This window comes from Proteus sp. PR00208, from assembly GCF_016238545.1.
Classification (GTDB): domain Bacteria; phylum Pseudomonadota; class Gammaproteobacteria; order Enterobacterales; family Enterobacteriaceae; genus Proteus.
In genome coordinates this window covers 420,156-439,143 of record NZ_JAEHQE010000001.1, presented here as the reverse complement: position 1 = coordinate 439,143, position 18,988 = coordinate 420,156, and the positions used below count along the sequence as shown (strand labels likewise).

16 protein-coding genes are annotated in these 18,988 nt (G+C 36.8%); 3 read left to right on the top strand and 13 right to left on the bottom strand.

All coding sequences use genetic code 11. From position 1 onward, the window contains the following. Positions 1-29: 29 nt before the first annotated feature. Positions 30-1,586, bottom strand: a complete 1,557-nt coding sequence (gene gadC, locus JEP36_RS02040) for a glutamate:gamma-aminobutyrate antiporter (protein WP_198629825.1) — start codon at positions 1,584-1,586, stop codon at positions 30-32. A gap of 103 nt (positions 1,587-1,689) precedes the next feature. Next, complete coding sequence (locus JEP36_RS02035) at positions 1,690-3,081, bottom strand: glutamate decarboxylase (protein ID WP_198629824.1); 1,392 nt, start codon at positions 3,079-3,081, stop codon at positions 1,690-1,692. Positions 3,082-3,527: 446 nt separating this feature from the next. Here JEP36_RS02035 and JEP36_RS02030 point away from each other — a divergent pair, with 446 nt between their 5' ends. Beyond that, entirely contained in the window at positions 3,528-4,586 is a 1,059-nt protein-coding gene (locus tag JEP36_RS02030) for a linear amide C-N hydrolase (RefSeq protein ID WP_198629823.1), read from the top strand. A gap of 266 nt (positions 4,587-4,852) precedes the next feature. Then, on the top strand, positions 4,853-5,092 hold the full coding sequence (locus JEP36_RS02025; protein ID WP_036913221.1) for an Lpp/OprI family alanine-zipper lipoprotein: 240 nt from the start codon (positions 4,853-4,855) through the stop codon (positions 5,090-5,092). A 103-nt stretch (positions 5,093-5,195) separates the two neighbouring features. Here JEP36_RS02025 and JEP36_RS02020 read toward each other — a convergent pair whose 3' ends face one another. From JEP36_RS02020 to ydiJ, 11 genes are all read right to left on the bottom strand, one after another. Beyond that, positions 5,196-5,891, bottom strand: a complete 696-nt coding sequence (locus JEP36_RS02020; protein WP_198629822.1) for a hypothetical protein — start codon at positions 5,889-5,891, stop codon at positions 5,196-5,198. 166 nt (positions 5,892-6,057) lie between these two features. Further along, positions 6,058-6,975, bottom strand: a complete 918-nt coding sequence (locus JEP36_RS02015; protein WP_198629821.1) for a L,D-transpeptidase family protein — start codon at positions 6,973-6,975, stop codon at positions 6,058-6,060. Positions 6,976-7,092: 117 nt separating this feature from the next. After that, positions 7,093-7,521 carry a cysteine desulfuration protein SufE gene (gene sufE, locus JEP36_RS02010; RefSeq protein ID WP_198629820.1) on the bottom strand — a complete coding sequence of 143 codons (429 nt, stop codon included), beginning with the start codon at positions 7,519-7,521 and terminating at the stop codon, positions 7,093-7,095. Positions 7,522-7,542: 21 nt separating this feature from the next. Then, entirely contained in the window at positions 7,543-8,781 is a 1,239-nt protein-coding gene (sufS, locus tag JEP36_RS02005) for a cysteine desulfurase SufS (RefSeq protein WP_198629819.1), read from the bottom strand. Positions 8,782-8,792: 11 nt separating this feature from the next. After that, positions 8,793-10,100 carry a Fe-S cluster assembly protein SufD gene (gene sufD / locus JEP36_RS02000; RefSeq protein ID WP_198619608.1) on the bottom strand — a complete coding sequence of 436 codons (1,308 nt, stop codon included), beginning with the start codon at positions 10,098-10,100 and terminating at the stop codon, positions 8,793-8,795. Next, entirely contained in the window at positions 10,075-10,821 is a 747-nt protein-coding gene (gene sufC / locus JEP36_RS01995; protein ID WP_023582353.1) for a Fe-S cluster assembly ATPase SufC, read from the bottom strand. The genes sufD and sufC overlap by 26 nt, the downstream gene beginning before the upstream one ends. 44 nt (positions 10,822-10,865) lie before the next feature. After that, entirely contained in the window at positions 10,866-12,368 is a 1,503-nt protein-coding gene (gene sufB / locus JEP36_RS01990) for a Fe-S cluster assembly protein SufB (protein WP_198619609.1), read from the bottom strand. Positions 12,369-12,385: 17 nt separating this feature from the next. Continuing rightward, positions 12,386-12,754 carry a Fe-S cluster assembly scaffold SufA gene (gene sufA / locus JEP36_RS01985; RefSeq protein ID WP_198625569.1) on the bottom strand — a complete coding sequence of 123 codons (369 nt, stop codon included), beginning with the start codon at positions 12,752-12,754 and terminating at the stop codon, positions 12,386-12,388. A gap of 418 nt (positions 12,755-13,172) precedes the next feature. Then, positions 13,173-13,793 (bottom strand): hypothetical protein, encoded by a 621-nt coding sequence (locus JEP36_RS01980; protein ID WP_198619610.1) that lies wholly within the window; start codon positions 13,791-13,793, stop codon positions 13,173-13,175. A 172-nt stretch (positions 13,794-13,965) separates the two neighbouring features. Continuing rightward, the gene (gene menI / locus JEP36_RS01975) at positions 13,966-14,379 is read right to left on the bottom strand and encodes a 1,4-dihydroxy-2-naphthoyl-CoA hydrolase (protein ID WP_109372431.1); all 414 of its coding nucleotides are present in this window, start codon (positions 14,377-14,379) and stop codon (positions 13,966-13,968) included. Beyond that, on the bottom strand, positions 14,376-17,432 hold the full coding sequence (ydiJ, locus tag JEP36_RS01970) for a D-2-hydroxyglutarate dehydrogenase YdiJ (RefSeq protein ID WP_198625568.1): 3,057 nt from the start codon (positions 17,430-17,432) through the stop codon (positions 14,376-14,378). The genes menI and ydiJ overlap by 4 nt, the downstream gene beginning before the upstream one ends. A gap of 216 nt (positions 17,433-17,648) precedes the next feature. Between ydiJ and ydiK the strand changes: the two genes are divergently transcribed. Next, positions 17,649-18,761, top strand: a complete 1,113-nt coding sequence (gene ydiK / locus JEP36_RS01965) for an AI-2E family transporter YdiK (RefSeq protein ID WP_198619612.1) — start codon at positions 17,649-17,651, stop codon at positions 18,759-18,761. Positions 18,762-18,988: the final 227 nt, after the last annotated feature.

The following is an 18,988-nucleotide window of genomic DNA, read 5'->3' as shown; positions in this document are numbered from 1 at the left end:
ACAATTTCCTTTACCTGTTCGTCTTTTTATTACACGTTATTCTTATTTGTCTCTTCTTTATTTTCTAATAACAGATAATGTGTTGCACGAGCACGAGGATGAATAAAAAAGTGCCCTGTTGGCGCATTATGGCTTTTAATGTGAATTAAGGAGACGTTGCTGAGTGTTTTACCTTGTTTAGAACGACACGCGTAAACAATAAAGGGTAAAGCAAAGATAACAAAGAAGCCGACTATCAGTAAGGTCACATACGTTTTATCACTACTTGCGTTTGGCAAAGAGCTTGGTGGGAAAAAAGAAACCACAAACGCAATAATAGAGAGTAATAAACCAGCCATTGCAACAATAAGTTTAACATTTTTACCACCAGGAATACTAAATGCACGTTTTTTATCTACTTGCTTACAAGTAAGTTGCATATACCCTAAGAAAAGCATGAAATAACTACAAAGATAAATAACGACCGTTAAGGCTAAAGCAATCAAGAATGACATATTACCGCCGCCACCAGTGTTAGTCAGAATAATGATCGCAATACTTGTTATCAATAATTGAGAAATCACTAAAGCAACAGGTACTCCGTTTTTATTCACCTTCGCCAACGCTTTCGGTAAAATTCCTTTTTCAGCGGCAACATACATGCCACGAGAAGGTCCTACAATCCAAGAAGCTATCTCGGCTAAAACTCCTAGCAATAATAACGTAGCAATAATCCTAACCGTCCAATCAAGTGTACTACTGAAATGGGAGACTAAAACACTGAACGTTTGTACCACTCCTGCTGATAAATTAATTTCATTATTAGGTATCACTGCTGCAACAGATAATCCCCCAATAGAGCTTAAACAAATTGCCACTATCATGAGTAAAAACATGGCGATGGGGTAATCTCGTCCAGGGTTTTTCATCTCATTAACATGAGTTGCTGAAGCTTCTACGCCCATATAACTTAAAATGAATGCAACAAAAACCACTAATGTCCCAATTTGGGTAAAGTCAGGGAAAAAGGTTTTTGCGCTTATTTCAATCGCTAATGGTGCACCACTCATTAAATAGCTAACAGCTAAAATAATTAAAATTAAAGCTGGTAATAAAATACCTGCAAAAAAACCAAGTTTGGCAATAGATGCCGTATATTTTGTACCGCCAAATTGCGTAAATGCTAATACCCAAAGAATAATTAAAGCTGCGACTGTTTTAATTACTGGATCGGTATTTAACTCAGGCCAATTGAGAATATAAGAAAGCGCGCCTAAGACGAAGTAAAGCATAGGAATAAAACCAATAGCAATTTGTAGATAACCAAAAGAGATGGCGGCAAACCCCCAGCGTTCTCCTAATGTATTCGATACCCAAGCAAATATTCCCCCTTCTTGCCAGCCTTCTACGGTAGCCATTTCAGCTGCACATAATGCAACAGGAATAAACCACAATAATCCACCTAAAAGTAAGAAGAAAACAAGGCTAAAACCAGATGTGGCAAACGTCGGATATTCATATACCGCCATCACCATCGAAGCGGTAATAGCAAAAAAACCGACTAATGTAAGTTGTTTTGGTGCTGAATTTGTTGATGATGTAGTCATACAATCCTCCTGAACTTTATTCAGAAAAATAATTACGGTCGAGTTATTATCTAGAAAGAGGTTGAGAATAGATAAAGATCCTCAACCTCAAAACGAACAGAATTTAGCTATGGTTAAAACCTCTACCATCTTCTGCTGATAGAGGATTGCAGACAGGGTGCTTATCAAAATATTCTAGCGTACGTTTGAAATCATCAACTAATAATGAAGCAAGATCTAGACTTACACCATGACGAACTAAAATACGCTGGATCACTAAATCCTCCCGATTAGCTGGCATAGAGTAAGCGGGAACCTGCCAACCACGACTACGTAATTTATCTGCAACATCGTATAAAGAGTAAGTGACTTTAGCCCCTTTTTTTAGTTTCCATGCTAATGCGGGGATACCTTCTTTACAGTCACCACTAAATATCATTTCAAAAGGGCCTAACTTTTCAATTTCCCTTGCTAAATATTGTGCTGTTGAGTAGCAAGCATTATGAATTTTTGCATATCCTTCTCGGCCTAAGCGTAAGAAGTTATAATATTGAGCGATAATTTGACCACCAGGGCGTGAGAAATTCAGCGCAAAAGTAGGCATATTGCCGCCTAAATAGTTCACATTAAAAATAAGCTCTTCAGGAAGATCTTTTGCTTCACGCCAAATAACCCAACCCGCACCTAATGGTGCTAAACCAAATTTATGCCCCGAGGCATTAATAGATTTTACTCGTGGTAAGCGGAAATCCCATTCAATATCAGGTGCGCAAAATGGTGCTAAAAAGCCCCCACTTGCACCATCAACGTGTATTGGAATATCTAATCCCGTTTCTTTTTGAAGTTTATCTAATGCGTCATGAACCGCTTTAACAGGCTCATAGGTACAGGTAAAAGTAACGCCTAATGTTGGAACAACCCCAATGGTATTTTCATCCACACGTTTAATGACTTCTTCTGGGCTCATCATTAAACGATCACCTTCTAAAGGGATCTCTCTTAATTCCACATCAAAATAACGAGCGAATTTATGCCAACAGATTTGAACAGGACCACAAATCAAGTTTGGTTTATCAGTCGGTTTTCCCTGTGCAATACGTTTTTTACGCCATTGCCATTTTAATGCTAACCCGCCTAACATTGCGGCTTCGGATGAACCGATAGTAGAACAACCTAATGTATTTAATGCATCAGGCGAACACCACAAATCAGCCAACATATGAACACAACGATTTTCAATTTCAGCTGTTTGCGGATATTCATCTTTATCTATCATGTTCTTATCGATAGAAAGATCCATTAAATCGCGTATTTCATCATCAACCCAAGTTTGACAAAATGTCGCTAAATTTTGTCTTGAGTTTCCATCTAACATTAATTCATCACGAACAGCATCAAAAACATTACGTGGATTATTTTCTTTCTGTGGAATTTTTGTTTTAGGTAAGGATTGAGAGAGATCGATAGATGCATATACATCATCTAGGTCATTATAATTTGATGATTTGTTTTTCATATTATTACCCTACAATAATAAATATTATAAGACATGGAATAAGCTTAATGCTTATTTATTAAAGATAGTCAACAATATAAAAAGTGAGAAATTAAATTCAAATTTAATTTTTGGATTTTACAATTAACGCGAGATTTTGTTTTGAAAAAAAATCAAATTTCAATGTAAAACATTGAAATAATAAAAATTATAAGTGTAAACACCCATCATAAAAATATTTCATTATCATAAAAACAACATTAACATTATAAAAAAACAAGCGCCATTTTACTGAGTAAAATGCCCTCATCTAGTACTTATTAATATTTTTTTACCCTATGAGATTTATGTTTGGTCTAATACAAAAGTAACGCTATATTAAACAAATATAAAAAATATCTTATGTAAATGGTTGTATCCAATACTATGTATTACAAATACTGAATTAATTCTATTAGGAATAAACTATGCCAGAAAATAACATTGATAGTAGAGTATTCGCTTGTACTACCCTCGCAATTAAAGATAAGAAAAATCGTATTTATCATGGTAGAACAATGGAATTTTCAGTAGACAAGCCTGCTTCAATATTTGCATATTATCCTAAAGAACATACTTTCCAGCAAAAAGCCCCTGATGGCACCCTAGGATTAAAATATACTGTCAAATATCCTTTTATGGCGATCGTTGCGCCAATCAATTTAGAAGGCACAAAAGACGTACTTGAAGGTGTTAATTCTCAGGGACTCTCTTTTAGCTTAAATATGTTACCCGATTCAAATCTCGATGATATTAGCCCACAAGATTACGCAACGTCAGTGCCTATCGCGGCAATTGGTGAATGGGCGTTAGCACAATATAAAACCGTTGAAGAATTAAAACTCGCTATCCCTAAAACGGTATTTTGGTCACAAAAACTACTCCTTTTACGTAACTTACCCAGCCCTTTCCATTATGCATTTTATGACAAAACAGGAGCTTGTATTGTTATTGAAGTTTCTGATGGAAAATTACATATTTATGATAATCCTACTTATTGCATGACCAATGGTCCGTTATTTCCATGGCATTTAACCAATTTAAATAATTACACCCATCTTTCGAATGTTAATATTTCCAGCAGCACATTAGGAAATATAAAAATAAAACAACCTGACAGTGGAATTGCTTTAGCCTCGTTGCCCAATTCTGATACTTCTGTAGATAGATTTATTCGTGCTGTTTACTACACAACCTACTATCACAAAGTGTCTGATCCAGATACACAGTTAGTTGAATTAGCACATATTATGAATAGATTCGATCGACCTAAAAACGCCACTATTGATCCCCTATTAGGTCACGATACGTTAAAAGCACTTCATACTAGTGAATTTTCAGTATGGACAACACTAACGGATTTAGAACGCGGAATACTTTTCTTTAGGGGATACAACGATCTCAACTTCCAAAAATTTACACTTGAATCATTTAGAAATGAAGTAGAACCCATTTTCATAAAAGTAAATTTAGGTGGTGCTTTATAGCTATAAATATAAGTAACAATAGAACAATGTAGATAAAAATGTTTTTCTATCAGACTTTTATGAATAAAAATCTTTTGTGAAATAACACGCATTTTTTGTACTGAATATTTGCGTTTTAGGTGTTATTTTTTCTATTGTTCAACTAATGGTTCAGTAGAATGTGATAAATAAATCCAGCATTTTCCTATATATGTGCCATACTTATTAATGGTTTCATATAAATGCTACTTGTTCCTTTACACAAACTAATAATAGAGGTTGTAACTATGAAAGCGAAACTTGTACTAGGTGCAGTGATTCTGGCTTCAGGCTTATTAGCGGGTTGTTCTTCTAGTAATAATGCACAATTAGATCAAATCTCTTCTGATGTAAGCCGCCTGAATACTCAAGTTCAGCAACTAAGTGGTGATGTACAATCTGCTCGCGCTGAAGCTAAATCAGCTTACGACGAAGCAGCTCGCGCAAATCAGCGTTTAGATAACCAAGTCACTACTTATAAAAAGTAATTTGACTCACTGATAGGCTGAAAACAGCTTTAGAACAGTACTAATAGCAAATAGCAAAGCCCCAATCTACAATGATTGGGGCTTTATTTTTTCAAAAAATAAACTATAAATTAAGCTCCTCTAAATTCTGCTGTATTATCCTATTTTTCTCTAATTTATGATTAATTTTATCGGCCACATTTCTTTTTAATAGTTCAATCTCTCCTTGATATTTTTCATTTATATTTTTAAGTAATGCAATAATGTTATCGTTTTGAGTAGTTTCGCAATCACTTTTAATAGTAAAATTATTATTAATTAATTCAAATATCTGTGATTTTAATAAGTCGTTATGACCAGGATTAATATTCTTCTGAAAATGTTCATTCGCCTGTTGATAAACCTGATACAGTGTCGCCAGCATTATATTGACTGATTTATCGGAGTGACCTTCATTGACTGATAAAGATTTTTTTGTTTGATTTAATAGTTCATTTTTGATGGAAGAGAATAATTTAGTCACATCATTAGTCAATGTTTTATGGGTTAGCTTAGTACTAATACATCCACTATCATTCAATTTTTTTTCGTCTAATCTTTCATATTCATCATTTTTTGTTTTTGTTGAGATCCGCTGAATAAACTCACCGCATGTTTTATTAATATTCTGTTGTCTTTTCGCTTCACTTCCAACAAAAAGAGTTTCTGCACTATTTTTTATTGAAACGACTATATTTGCCAATTGACTAAATTTATTTTCAATACTGGAAGTAATACGTTCATAAATACCACGAGTAACATTTATTGAATTAATTTCCATATCTATAACTCACTTATTTTACAAAAAGAAGTTACTTATATTAAAGAATAAAACGTCAATTTAATGTTAAAAATATACCTTTATTAGATTAAACTGTTTTATATAAATTATTATTAAAAAAAAACAGATGCTTAAGGCATCTGTTTTTTTACAATATCATCCAATCTTAGTAGGCTGTAACCTCTACAGGAATACCTGAACGTCGAATAAGCTCTGCATCGACTTTATTTTTATCGACTTTGCCACTTTCATACCAAGTATTGAATTGTTTCGTGAATGTAAGAGGCATGGTTTGTGGATCATCATTTTCATTACGTGATAATGGCTGATGGACTTCAATAAACTGTCTGCCATCAGCAGTTTCAGTAAATTTAATCGGTTTATTGATAATTTGAACACGACTGCCTTTAGGAACCACATTAAACAAGGTTTCAATATCATTTGGTCTTAAACGAATACAACCTGAACTCACTCTTAATCCAATACCAAAATCTGCATTTGTACCGTGAATTAAATATTCGCCACGACTATGAGCTAATCTTAATGCATAAGCTCCCATTGGATTTTCAGGGCCAGCAGGAACGACCGCAGGGAGCGAGATCCCTTTTGCTGCATAGTTTTTACGAATATTGGCCGTTGGAGTCCATGTAGGATCTTTAATCAACTGAGAAATAGACGTCACCATTTCAGGCGTTTCTCGTCCTAATTGACCAATGCCGATAGGATAAACATCAACGGTGCCACCCTCTTTCGGGTAATAATAAAGACGTAATTCGGCAAGATTGATGACAATACCTTTATGTACCGTATCAGGCAAAATCATCTGCAATGGAATATTTAATGTTTTACCTGCATCAGGTAAAAGCGGATCAATACCAGGATTTGCTTCCATCATATTAAGCAATCCCACTTGATATTCAGACGCAATAGCTTCTAGTGAACGCTTATCATCTGGCACGATATACGAAACATTCTCGCCGATAATACGCTGACCATCAGTGGGTAACAGGTATTCTGTCGCATAAGATAAGTGGCTGTTCATCCCTAACAGCGATACTCCCAATAGGGTTAACCATTTATTCATCGTTTATCCCGTGTGTTAGAAATAAAATAAACTGACTATTATGATGATAACATTATCATTGTTATGCTATTCATATAATAAGTCAGTTTAGAACATTAATGTGGGATTAGGTAACATTTATGCTACAGCGTATTCTGAAAAACGCTTAATCAGTGTCGTGACCATCGCATGTAAGCCTTGAGTTCGAGAAGGTGTTAAGTGGCTTTCTAGCGCTAGTGATGAAAAATACTGTTTTACATCTGTGGATAATGCTTGTTCGAGCGTCTTCCCCTGAAATAAGATAATTACCAAGGCAACAAGCCCTTTGACAATGCCTGCATCGCTATCACCCGCGAGAATCAGTTGCTTATTCTCATTAAGAGCAACAGCGATCCACACTTGACTTTGGCAACCCTCAATAAAATTAGCTGAAGTGCGTTGTTCATCTGTTAATGGTGGAAGGCGCTCGCCTAACTCCATCATATAGAGATAACGTTGTTCCCAATCCTGACAACGAGAGAAATTGCGTAATAATTTTACTTCATCTGGCAAATTGGCCACTGCCATGAATAACCTCTTTTTTAATCTTTAACCTAATAACATTTCAACACGTAATAGCGCATTAACCAACGCATCGATATCATTTTTATTGGTATATAAACCAAGAGATGCACGACACATTGCAGGAACTTGGTAATAATCCATAATTGGCATCGCACAATGATGCCCTGTACGAATCGCAATACCATAATTATCAAGAAATGCCCCAACATCATAAGCATGGTGTTTACCTAAATTAAACGCTATCACACCTTGTCGAGAATCATTGCCATAAAGCGTTAAAGATTTTACTTTTTGCAACTGCTCTTGGGCATACTTCATTATACTATTTTCATACTCAGCAATATTATTCATACCTAACTGTGAAAGATAATCTAATGCAGCACCTAAGCCAATCATTCCCATTATATTAGGTGTTCCCGCTTCAAAGCGCCAAGGTGCATCTGCGTAGGTAATATCACCATTAATATGAACATGTTTTATCATTGCGCCACCGCCTTCCCAAGGCGGTAATTCATCCAGTATCGCTTTTTTACCATACAGCAAACCAATGCCAGTAGGCCCATAAAGTTTATGGCCGCTACAAACAAAAAAGTCACAATCAAGTTGTGAAACATTAATCGATTGATGCATGGCACTTTGCGCCCCATCAACCAATATATGTAGCTCCCCTCCTTGATCAATAGCATATTGGCGAGCATTACGAATAATTTGAGCGATAGGATTCACTGTGCCCAATACATTTGATTGGTGCGTAAGGCTGAATAATTTAGTTCGTTCGTCGATTAAGCGAGGTAATTGAGCTAAATCGAGCGTGCCGTCTTGTAATAGCGGTAACACACGAACATTAAAACCATACTGTTTTGCCAACATATACCAAGGAACAATATTTGCATGATGTTCCATTTCTGTAATGATGATATTGTCACCATCATTCAAAAATCGTTGGCTATAAACATTCGCAATTAAGTTGATGCCTTCGGTTGTTCCTTTAACAAAAATAATCTCGTCTTCGCTATTGGCACCTAAAAAATCACTAGCTTTTTTACGGACATTTTCAACTAAGGTTGTCGCATTTGCACTCAAGGTATGAATGCCGCGGTGAACCGCGGCATATTGTGTTAAGGCAAATTGTTTTTCATGTTCAATGACGCAAGCCGGTTTTTGAGCACTTGCGGCACTGTCGAGATAAACCAGTGGTTTTTCTTTCACTTGCTGTGAAAGAATTGGAAAATCATCTCGCGCTTTTTCAATGGAATGCGTCATAATGCCCTATTTTATACCTCTAATAAGCGCTGATTAATTCTGTCTAATACATGCGCCTTGATCACACTATTTTCTAGCGATTCAGTTAATTCAGCCGCAAATGCATGGATGATCATTTTACGGGCGTTACTTAAAGAAATACCGCGTGAACGCAAATAAAATAGTTGCTCATCATCAATTCGCCCCACAGTGGCTCCATGACTACATTTCACATCATCAGCATAGATTTCAAGCTGTGGTTTAGTATCGATTTGCGCTTTCTCACCCAGCAACAGATTATTATTAGTCATTTGACCATCTGTTTTTAAGGCTTGAGGTGTCACCGTGATCATACCGTTAAATACAGCTTTCCCTGCATCCATCGCAATACTTTTATGCAGTTGACGACTCTGGCAATTTTTCTCACTATGAACCAGCCATGTACGAGTATCTGCTATTTCGCCTGCTTTAGGTAATACAACGCTATTCATTGAAAGCTCTGTATTTTCACCTTTTAGTGCCGAACTCGTGTGATGACGACTAAGTTTAGCGCCTAATAAGAAAGCATAACTATTGACACGAGCATCACGCCCTATTGTCAGATCGTTATGAGCAAAATGCTGACTTACGCTATTCTCAAAACTTAATTTGATATGGTTAAAAGAGGCATTATCACCAATCGCTGCGGTTAATCTTGCCCCTGTAAAGTGACGGTTTTCGTTGTCACTGCTGATATAATGCTCTACCACTTGCATCTGAGTATTTGCACCAACATCGAGGTGAAAACGATAATTTGCACTATTTACCTCTGCGCTTTGATCACCTTGAGTAATATTGAGGATATAAAGTGGTTTATCCGCAATAACACCCGCTTTCAGGGTAATCAACAAAGGATGTGGCGCTAAGCTTTCAACTAAATGCAGGAAAATTTCACCATTTACCGCTGTAGGTAATTCACTTTGATTATCAAGTAACGTCACTTGATAAGGACCAAAATCTTTACTGCTTTCTGTCGGTGAGAATGTGCCATTCACCATTACAATACGATAGCAATCAAAAGATAAAGCTTGTTTAGCTATTAAGCTTTGCACATCAAAAGGTGGCAATTGTTGATAACTTTGGCTTAACGTTTCTTCTAATGGCGTATAGTGCCAATCTTCATGACGATAAGCGGGAAAGCCTATTTTTTCAACTTGCAACCAGTGATTACGTGCATTCAGATTTTCGTCACCTTTACGTTGATGATATAACGTTGAAAACGTTTTTAATGCTTGTTGATTACGCAGTTCAACTTGGCGCTGTTTTTCACGCTTTTCATTGAGGGTCAATAAGCCAGCCATAACCTTGTTCCTCCAATTTTTGCGCCAATGAAAAATCACCAGATTTAATGATTTTTCCCTGATAAAGCACATGTACAAAATCAGGTTTAATATAGTCAAGAATGCGTTGGTAATGTGTTACAACAATAAAAGCACGTTTACCATCACGTAAGCTATTAACACCATTAGAAACGATTTTTAATGCGTCGATATCAAGTCCTGAGTCTGTTTCATCTAAAATACATAATTCCGGCTCTAACGCAGCCATTTGCAAAATATCGTTACGTTTTTTTTCACCACCAGAAAATCCCACGTTAACTGAGCGTGTTAACAAATCTTGTGGCATATCTAGCAATTTAATTTTATCTTCAATAAAGTCTTCAAAATCAAAGCGATCTAATGGCTCTTGACCACGATATTCTCTCACTGCATTTACAGAAGATTGTAAGAAAAATTGATTGCTGACACCGGGTATTTCAACAGGATATTGAAATGCCATAAAGATGCCTTCACCTGCGCGATCTTCTGGTTCTAATTCCAATAAATCTTTATTTTTAAAGGTGATTGAACCTTCATCGACTTCATATTCATCACGACCAGCAAGTGTTGCTGATAAGGTACTTTTACCCGAGCCATTTGGCCCCATAATCGCGTGAACTTCACCTGCACGAACCTGCAAATCTAATCCTTTTAGGATCTCGTTGCCTTCAACACTGACATGTAAATTTTTAATCTCTAACATAATATATGCCTTCGGTATCTTTATACTCAGAATTTGGTTAATAGTTAACCGACGCTATGTTCTAAGCTGATAGCTAATAATTTTTGTGCTTCCACAGCAAATTCCAGCGGTAATTCTGAGAACACATCTTTACAAAATCCGTTTACAATCATTGAGATTGCATCATCTTCGCTTAATCCACGCTGACGACAATAGAACAACTGATCCTCACCAATACGTGACGTTGTCGCTTCGTGTTCAAGCTGTGCTGAGTTGTTCATTACTTCAACATAAGGGAAAGTATGCGCACCGCACTGCGTACCAATTAACATGGAATCACATTGGGTAAAGTTACGGGCATTTTGCGCACTAGGGAGTACTTTTACGAGTCCACGGTAACTGTTTTGGCTTTTACCTGCAGAAATACCTTTAGAGATAATGGTTGATTTGGTATTTTTGCCGATATGGATCATCTTAGTGCCCGTATCTGCTTGTTGATTGCCATTGGTTAAGGCAACAGAGAAAAATTCAGCGCTTGAATTATCCCCTTTTAAAATCACACTTGGATATTTCCATGTGATCGCAGAACCGGTTTCTGATTGCGTCCATGACATTTTGGCGTTTTCGCCTTCGCAAATAGCACGTTTAGTCACAAAATTAAGAATGCCGCCTTCACTATCGCCACCAGAGAACCAGTTTTGCACAGTAGAGTATTTTACTTCGGCATCTTTATGGATAATAACTTCAACCACAGCGGCATGAAGCTGATAGCTATCACGAACAGGTGCTGAACAACCTTCGATATAACTAACGTAACTACCTTCATCAGCAACCAAAATAGTTCGTTCAAATTGACCTGTTTGAGCCGCATTAATACGAAAATAAGTCGATAATTCCATTGGGCAACGAACCCCTTTTGGAATATAAACAAAAGTACCATCAGATGCGACCGCAGCGTTTAATGCAGCAAAGTAGTTATCATGGCTTGATACAACGGTGCCTAAATATTGGCGCACTAAATCAGGATATTCTTGAATAGCTTCGCTAAATGAACAGAAGATAATGCCATGTTCAGCAAGCTCTTCACGATATGTTGTTGAAACGGAAACAGAATCAAAAATAGCATCAACAGCAACGGCTTGCCCTTCTCTTACAGGCACACCGAGTTGGTTAAAAGCATCTTCAACTTCTTTGGTTAAATAATCTTGCGTGGCTTGTTTATCACTCGTAACCGCTTCATTCGCGCCACCAGCACAACTGCCATTAGCGCAACATGAACTACAAGATGGCGCTGAATAATAGCTATAATCTTGATAATTAAGCGATGGATAATCTGCTTTTAGCCAATGAGGCTCTTCCATTTCTAACCAATGGCGATAAGCATCTAAACGAAATTCCAGCATCCACTCTGGTTCGTTTCTTTTTGCCGATATTGCACGTACAACCGCTTCGTTTAATCCTTTTTCTAAGGTATCGGTTGAGATATCGGTATAAAAACCTTCTTTATAGTGGTGATCGCTTAGCCATCCCTGAACTTCATCACCAATTTCAACATTGCTCTGAGACATAATCTGACTTCACTATGTTATACCCCGAAGCTCTCACCACATCCGCAGACGTTTTGAGCTTTAGGATTATTAAATTTAAACATTTGATTAAGTCCTTCACGAACATAATCAACAACCAACCCATCGATAAATGGCATTGCTTTTAATGAGACAAAGAGTTTTGCTCCATTATGTTCATAAACAAGATCATCATCATTTGGGGCAGTAGCGAGTTCAATAACATAACCATACCCTGTACAACCAGAGGGTTTAATACTTAAGGAAAGCCCTTGTTTTTCTGGGTTTTTCTCAACTAAATGGCAGATATGCTTTGCTGCATTATCCGTTAATACAATGCCTTGCCAAGGTGTGTCATTAAGAGAAAAAGTTTCAACGTTGTTTGTCATTTCTGACCTCATTTCGAAAGGAGATTGATATCTTTCCTGACACTAATGGTAATGATAACCCTTATCACTTCAACCATGTCTTTTGAAAGGATATTCTATAAATGTGTATTTTTTGTTCTATTTTTGAGATCACCTTGTTAACAATTAATGTTAACACAATGTAATATAACACTTTTCTGCTCTTTCATTACAAAAAATAAAACTTTTAATTTTTCTTATATTTCGCACAATACGCATATAAGTTGCAATATAAATACACTTTATATGTTATCACTGAAATTTAGAGAAAAAAGCATAAAAATGTGTTTTTACATTACAGCCTATTAGCTCTGTTCACATTCACTTTTATGCTTATTATGAAGGATAAGATAGCACCACTTATGTGATGACCTCTTATTGGATTGTGTGCTCTTTGAACTTATTTACTGATAGTGATGGTTTGAATATATTTGTTTGTACATTCAAGGATTTGACTGTTTTTTTGTTTGTTCGATTGGCTATTGAAGTTGCTAATCAATTGTAATTGCCATACTCGGTTCGTTTTAAGATCAGCCGCTAAAACACCTTCATAGCTCACATTCTCTTTTGCGTATTCCCCTTCAAAAAAGACATGTCGGCTTTCCACATTTGGGATAGTTAATGGTTTTATCGATGTGGATGTTTCATTCATACCATCTATTATCGCAATATTATCAACTATGCCTTGTGCTCCTGCATCCACATCGTAACTCATTGCATCAATCATTTTAAAATAAACCAGACGAACTTCTGTCAAATCACAAATAGGTTCTGATTTATAAACCATCATTTCTGTTGTGACGTCCTGAATATTATCTGGTAATGATTTAAAATAATTTTCAGTATCTTCTCTGCTCATTGTAAATGAAGTGGGATAAGCCATATTAAAGCCAGAAATAGTTTGTACTGGAATATTACTTATATCATTACTCGTTTCAGAGGTAGAATTATTATCGCATCCGCTGATTAATAAACCTGCAATTAATAATACTGTAGTGTTGAATTTAGAAATAGTTAACATTATTGATCGTCTTATCTTTTATTATGAAGATAATGATTATCATTAAAAATAAAATCTAAATAAAGAAATAATTCTATTTTCTCTCTATTTTTATTCTTTTTGACATTATCTATAAACATAAAAAAACGCACAAAGCGAGTATTTCACTTTGTGCATATGTCTTTTTTATTCTTTAAGAAATAACAGATGTTGTTAATCTAGAAATACACACTTGACGACCTTCATCATCAAATATTTCTATTGACCAGACTTGGTGTGAGCGCCCTAAATGAATAGGTTTGCATACACCTCTTACCTTGCCGTCTCTAGCAGAACGAATGTGGTTAGCGTTAATTTCTAAGCCCACAATTTTCTGTTCGCCTTCAGTACAAAGATAACCCGCAACAGAGCCCAATGTTTCAGCTAAAACAACAGAAGCACCACCATGCAAAAGCCCCAAAGGCTGCTTAGTACGATGATCAACCGGCATTGTTCCTTCAAGATAATCATCACCAAGGCAGGTCAATTCAATACCTAGATGACTCATCATATTATTTTGCCCAATATGATTAAGATGCTCGAGTGTCGTTTCACGTTTCCATATCATGGCATAATCTCCAAAAGTGCCTGTAGTGGGTGTTTTAGCTCAATATTATCAATACGTTTCACTTGACTACGACAAGAGTAACCGGTGCTTAAACAACGCATTGTTGGTAATGTTTTTAATACATTACCCCATGAGAGTTGATAAATGCCCAACGAGTTTTCATAATTATTTAGTTCATGTCCATAAGTACCTGCCATTCCACAACATCCCGTGCTCACAAATTCGAGTTGCTGCCCATAACGTTGGAAAATAGCCTGCCACTGTTTCATACTTTGTGGTAGCGCCGTCACTTCTGTACAGTGCCCAAAAAGATACCATTTTTCAGCATCATCGCGAACTGCTATTGGCTCAGATACCAATTTACTTAGCCATTCATGAACAAGTTGAACATTAAAATCCCCACGTTTATCACCCAGTATTTCACGATATTCATCACGATAACAAAGCACTAATGCAGGATCGACTCCCACCATAGGGATACCTAATTTTGCAACACGATTAAGCATGGTTGAGGTTTTTTGCGCCGTTTTACTAAATTGCTGTAAAAAACCTTTAATATGCTGTGCTTTACCGTTAGGTGAGAATGGCAATAAAACGGGCTTAAATCCAATTTTTTCAATCAGTTTGATAAAATCAGCGACGACTTTCGCATCGTAATAACTGGTGAAAGGATCTTGAACCACCAGCACATGATGACTACGTTGCTTTTCAGATAACCGCTCTAAGTCTTCTAACGTCATATCTAACGCTTTATGCCCAGCCAATTGCTGTTTTAATGTCGGTGATGACAATAAAGGTAAATCGACCATACCAATAGCGTGTTTACTTAACGATTGCACCAACGGTTGCTTCATAAAAAAGTTAAAGAATCCCGGTGCTTTTGCCATAATCGGCGTTGTTAATTCAACATTAGCAACAATATGGTCTTTTAACGGACGTAAATAACGCTGGTGATAAAGTTCAGTAAACTTAGAACGAAACGATGGTACATCAATTTTAATCGGACATTGCGTTGAACAAGCTTTACAAGCCAAACAACCGTTCATTGCAGCTTTAACTTCATGAGAAAAGTCATATTCGCCACGTTTGGCTTTCCAAGTATTACGTGTTTTCTCGATTAAACCTCTTAAGCTAGGTTTGTTATTTTCTAGGCTAGATTCAAGTTGTTTTGGGCTAACGCCTTGCTCTGTTAATAAGCGTAGCCACTCTCTTACAAGTGCCGCTCGTCCTTTCGGCGAATGAATGCGTTGCCCACTGATTTTCATTGAAGGACACATTGGGCTTTTGGCATCAAAGTTAAAGCAAAGTCCATTACCATTACAATCTAATGCACCTTTAAAATCTTGACGCACAGATAAAGGAATTGTGCGATCAAAAGTACCTCGTTTGATAGTATCAACCTGCTTCATAGGTTCATCGACCTCTAATGGAGGGCATATTTTCCCAGGATTCAGTCTATTTCGAGGATCGAACACCGTTTTGATTTGACGCAGTTCATGATAGAGCGTTTCACCGAAAAATTCGGGGCTGTATTGCGCTCTAAAGCCTTTTCCATGTTCCCCCCAGAGTAACCCACCATATTTGGCTGTTAACGTGACAATGTCATCTGAGATGGATTTCATCAATAATTCTTGTTGTGGATCACACATATCAAGCGCAGGTCTTACGTGCAATACGCCTGCGTCAACATGTCCAAACATGCCATAATTGAGCTGATGGCTGTCAAGTAATGCTCTAAATTCTGTAATATAATCAGCAAGATGCTCTGGTGGCACACAGGTATCTTCTACAAAAGGAATTGGCTTTGCTTGCCCTTTTGCATTACCTAATAAACCAACCGCTTTTTTACGCATGGCATAAATACGGTTTATATCTGCCAGATCTTCACAGACTTGATAACCGATAACACCACTCTGACCTTCTTTCATTAATAAATCTAAGCGTTGGCATAATGATGCGACTTGTGAAGCGATAAGATTTTCATCATCACCTGCAAATTCAACAATATTAAGGCCTTGCATATCTTTATCAGGGATATCAGTGATCAACTCTTTGACGGAGTGCCACACAATATCTTCACGAGCAAGATTTAAGACTTTGGAATCAACAGTTTCAACAGAAAGTGCATTCGCTTTAACTAAGAAAGGTGCATTACGTAATGCTGAGTCAAAAGAATCGTATTTTACATTGACTAGACTGCGCTGTTTAGGAATTGGCGTGATATCCAGCGTTGCCTCAGTAATAAACGCAAGTGTTCCTTCGGAGCCTGTTAAAATTCTTGTTAAATCAAATCGTTTCATGTCATCACTAAAAACATGACGTAAATCATACCCAGTTAAAAAGCGATTTAATTTAGGAAATTTTTCAAGAATAAGCTTTCGCTGCTCTTTGCAACGAGATAAAACGGTACGATAAACTTTACCGATCGCAGAGCTCTCTTGGGCAATATTTTCTGCTAACGCGGTATCCATAGCCCGCGTTTCAAGCAGTTCACCACCTAATAAAACTGCTCTAACACCGAGAACGTGATCAGAGGTTTTACCATAAACCATTGAACCTTGCCCTGATGCATCGGTATTGATCATTCCGCCTAATGTGGCGCGGTTACTGGTAGATAGCTCAGGTGCAAAAAAGAAGCCATACGGTTTTAAAAAGAGGTTTAATTCATCTTTAATGACACCAGCTTCCACTTTTACCCAACGTTCTTCTGGGTTTATCTCGATAATACGTTTCATATAGCGAGATAAATCGACGACAATGCCATCTGTTAAAGCCTGTCCATTAGTCCCTGTTCCTCCTCCTCTTGGAGTCAGAGAAAGAGAATGAAATCGAGGTTCATCAACTAAGCGAGCAATAATAGTTACATCGGCTGTTGAGCGAGGAAAAACAACCGCCTGTGGCAATAACTGGTAAATACTATTATCTGTTGCCATAGTGAGTCTGTCAGCGTAACTGCTGGAGATATCACCGGTAAAACCGTTTTTTCGAAGGGTATCAAGAAATTCTGTTGTGAGTTCACTGACTTGCGGTGCTTGCGATATACGTGGGATCATTTGTTATAGCTCTTTAATCTAATAGTCCACATTGCTTAATTTTAGATGTTGAAATGTATGCTAAGAGGTACTTTGCCTCATTTTGTACTTTCAGACCGATACCTGTTCACCTTATCATACAATTCTGGCAAATTGCGTAGTGATATAAACAACGTGATATTTGCAATGTTTATTCATCTGCTTCTAGCATTTTTATTCGTGTAGGGATTTAAAACCATGGAAAAACCGCAGATCCATACAGATATACCCAAAGTTTTATTCACTGTTCTTTTTATTTCTTTTTTTATTATCGCCAGTTTTTGGATCCTAAACCCCTTTATTGTGGGTTTCATTTGGGCTGGAATGATTGTTGTAGCAACGTGGCCTTTACTTCTTATTATTGAAAAACGGGTAAAATATCGTTGGCTATCAACCATGATAATGATGATTTTGATATTACTGATCTTCGTTATCCCTATTATCTTATTAATTAGTAGCGTCATTGATAATAGTGCCCCCTTAATTGAATTAGCGAAATCACCATCGAATATTCAACCACCGCAATTATTATGGCTTAACGATGTCCCTATGATAGGGAGTAAGCTTTATGATACATGGCACTCTATTCTTGTCTCAGGGGGTAATGCGCTAATCTCAAAAATCCAACCTTATGTTGGGCAAGCTGCAAACTGGTTTTTTGCTCAAGCCTTAAATATTGGTCGATTTGCCCTACATTTGGGGGTGATGTTGTTATTTTCTGGCTTACTGTTTTTACAAGGTGAAAATGTCGTTTCTTGGTTGCGTCATTTTGCTATTCGCTTAGCAGGCCAACGCGGGGATGCCGCAATCTTACTTGCATCTATGTCTATTCGCGCCGTTGCATTAGGTGTGGTTTTAACTGCCTTAATTCAGGCTATTGTTGGTGGTATCGGCCTTGCTGTATCTGGCGTACCTTATGCTACCGTATTAACCGTCCTTATGTTTATTTGCTGCCTTGCTCAATTAGGTCCTTTATTAGTATTGATCCCTTCAATTTTATGGCTATTTTGGACGGGTGATACCACTTGGGGCATTGTCATGGTGATTTGGGGTGGTGTTGTTGCAACAATGGATGGCGTATTACGACCTTATTTAATCAAGATGGGTGCCGATTTGCCTATGGTATTAATTCTCACAGGCGTTATTGGTGGGATTTTAACATTAGGTATGATTGGTTTATTTATTGGCCCTGTTGTTCTCGCTGTTGCACATAGTTTATTAAATGCATGGATTAATGAAGTACCAAAACCTAATCCTGATTTAACTGAAACAGTAGAATTTATGAATAAAAACTTTATCGAAAAAGAATAAATAATAATGGAGCATGTAAGTGTAGCTACTTACATGCTCTAAAAATAACAGAGCAAAGTTTAATAAAGATTATCAATTTAGGAATAAATCATTATATTTCTATATTAAAACTTACATCTTGAAACAAATTACATTTTTTTAAACCTGTTTGTTACCAGCAAGTTATATTCAATTTTAAATAAACCAATATTCTTTTTATTGAGATAATTCTTAGAGCATAATTAACG

Excerpts from the sequence above, each read along its gene's own strand:
- gadC (WP_198629825.1), bottom strand. The coding sequence starts at position 1,586 with ATGACTACATCATCAACAAATTCAGCACCAAAACAACTTACATTAGTC.
- JEP36_RS02035 (WP_198629824.1), bottom strand. The coding sequence starts at position 3,081 with ATGAAAAACAAATCATCAAATTATAATGACCTAGATGATGTATATGCA.
- JEP36_RS02030 (WP_198629823.1), top strand. The coding sequence starts at position 3,528 with ATGCCAGAAAATAACATTGATAGTAGAGTATTCGCTTGTACTACCCTC.
- JEP36_RS02025 (WP_036913221.1), top strand. The coding sequence starts at position 4,853 with ATGAAAGCGAAACTTGTACTAGGTGCAGTGATTCTGGCTTCAGGCTTA.
- JEP36_RS02020 (WP_198629822.1), bottom strand. The coding sequence starts at position 5,891 with ATGGAAATTAATTCAATAAATGTTACTCGTGGTATTTATGAACGTATT.
- JEP36_RS02015 (WP_198629821.1), bottom strand. The coding sequence starts at position 6,975 with ATGAATAAATGGTTAACCCTATTGGGAGTATCGCTGTTAGGGATGAAC.
- sufE (WP_198629820.1), bottom strand. The coding sequence starts at position 7,521 with ATGGCAGTGGCCAATTTGCCAGATGAAGTAAAATTATTACGCAATTTC.
- sufS (WP_198629819.1), bottom strand. The coding sequence starts at position 8,781 with ATGACGCATTCCATTGAAAAAGCGCGAGATGATTTTCCAATTCTTTCA.
- sufD (WP_198619608.1), bottom strand. The coding sequence starts at position 10,100 with ATGGCTGGCTTATTGACCCTCAATGAAAAGCGTGAAAAACAGCGCCAA.
- sufC (WP_023582353.1), bottom strand. The coding sequence starts at position 10,821 with ATGTTAGAGATTAAAAATTTACATGTCAGTGTTGAAGGCAACGAGATC.
- sufB (WP_198619609.1), bottom strand. The coding sequence starts at position 12,368 with ATGTCTCAGAGCAATGTTGAAATTGGTGATGAAGTTCAGGGATGGCTA.
- sufA (WP_198625569.1), bottom strand. The coding sequence starts at position 12,754 with ATGACAAACAACGTTGAAACTTTTTCTCTTAATGACACACCTTGGCAA.
- JEP36_RS01980 (WP_198619610.1), bottom strand. The coding sequence starts at position 13,793 with ATGTTAACTATTTCTAAATTCAACACTACAGTATTATTAATTGCAGGT.
- menI (WP_109372431.1), bottom strand. The coding sequence starts at position 14,379 with ATGATATGGAAACGTGAAACGACACTCGAGCATCTTAATCATATTGGG.
- ydiJ (WP_198625568.1), bottom strand. The coding sequence starts at position 17,432 with ATGATCCCACGTATATCGCAAGCACCGCAAGTCAGTGAACTCACAACA.
- ydiK (WP_198619612.1), top strand. The coding sequence starts at position 17,649 with ATGGAAAAACCGCAGATCCATACAGATATACCCAAAGTTTTATTCACT.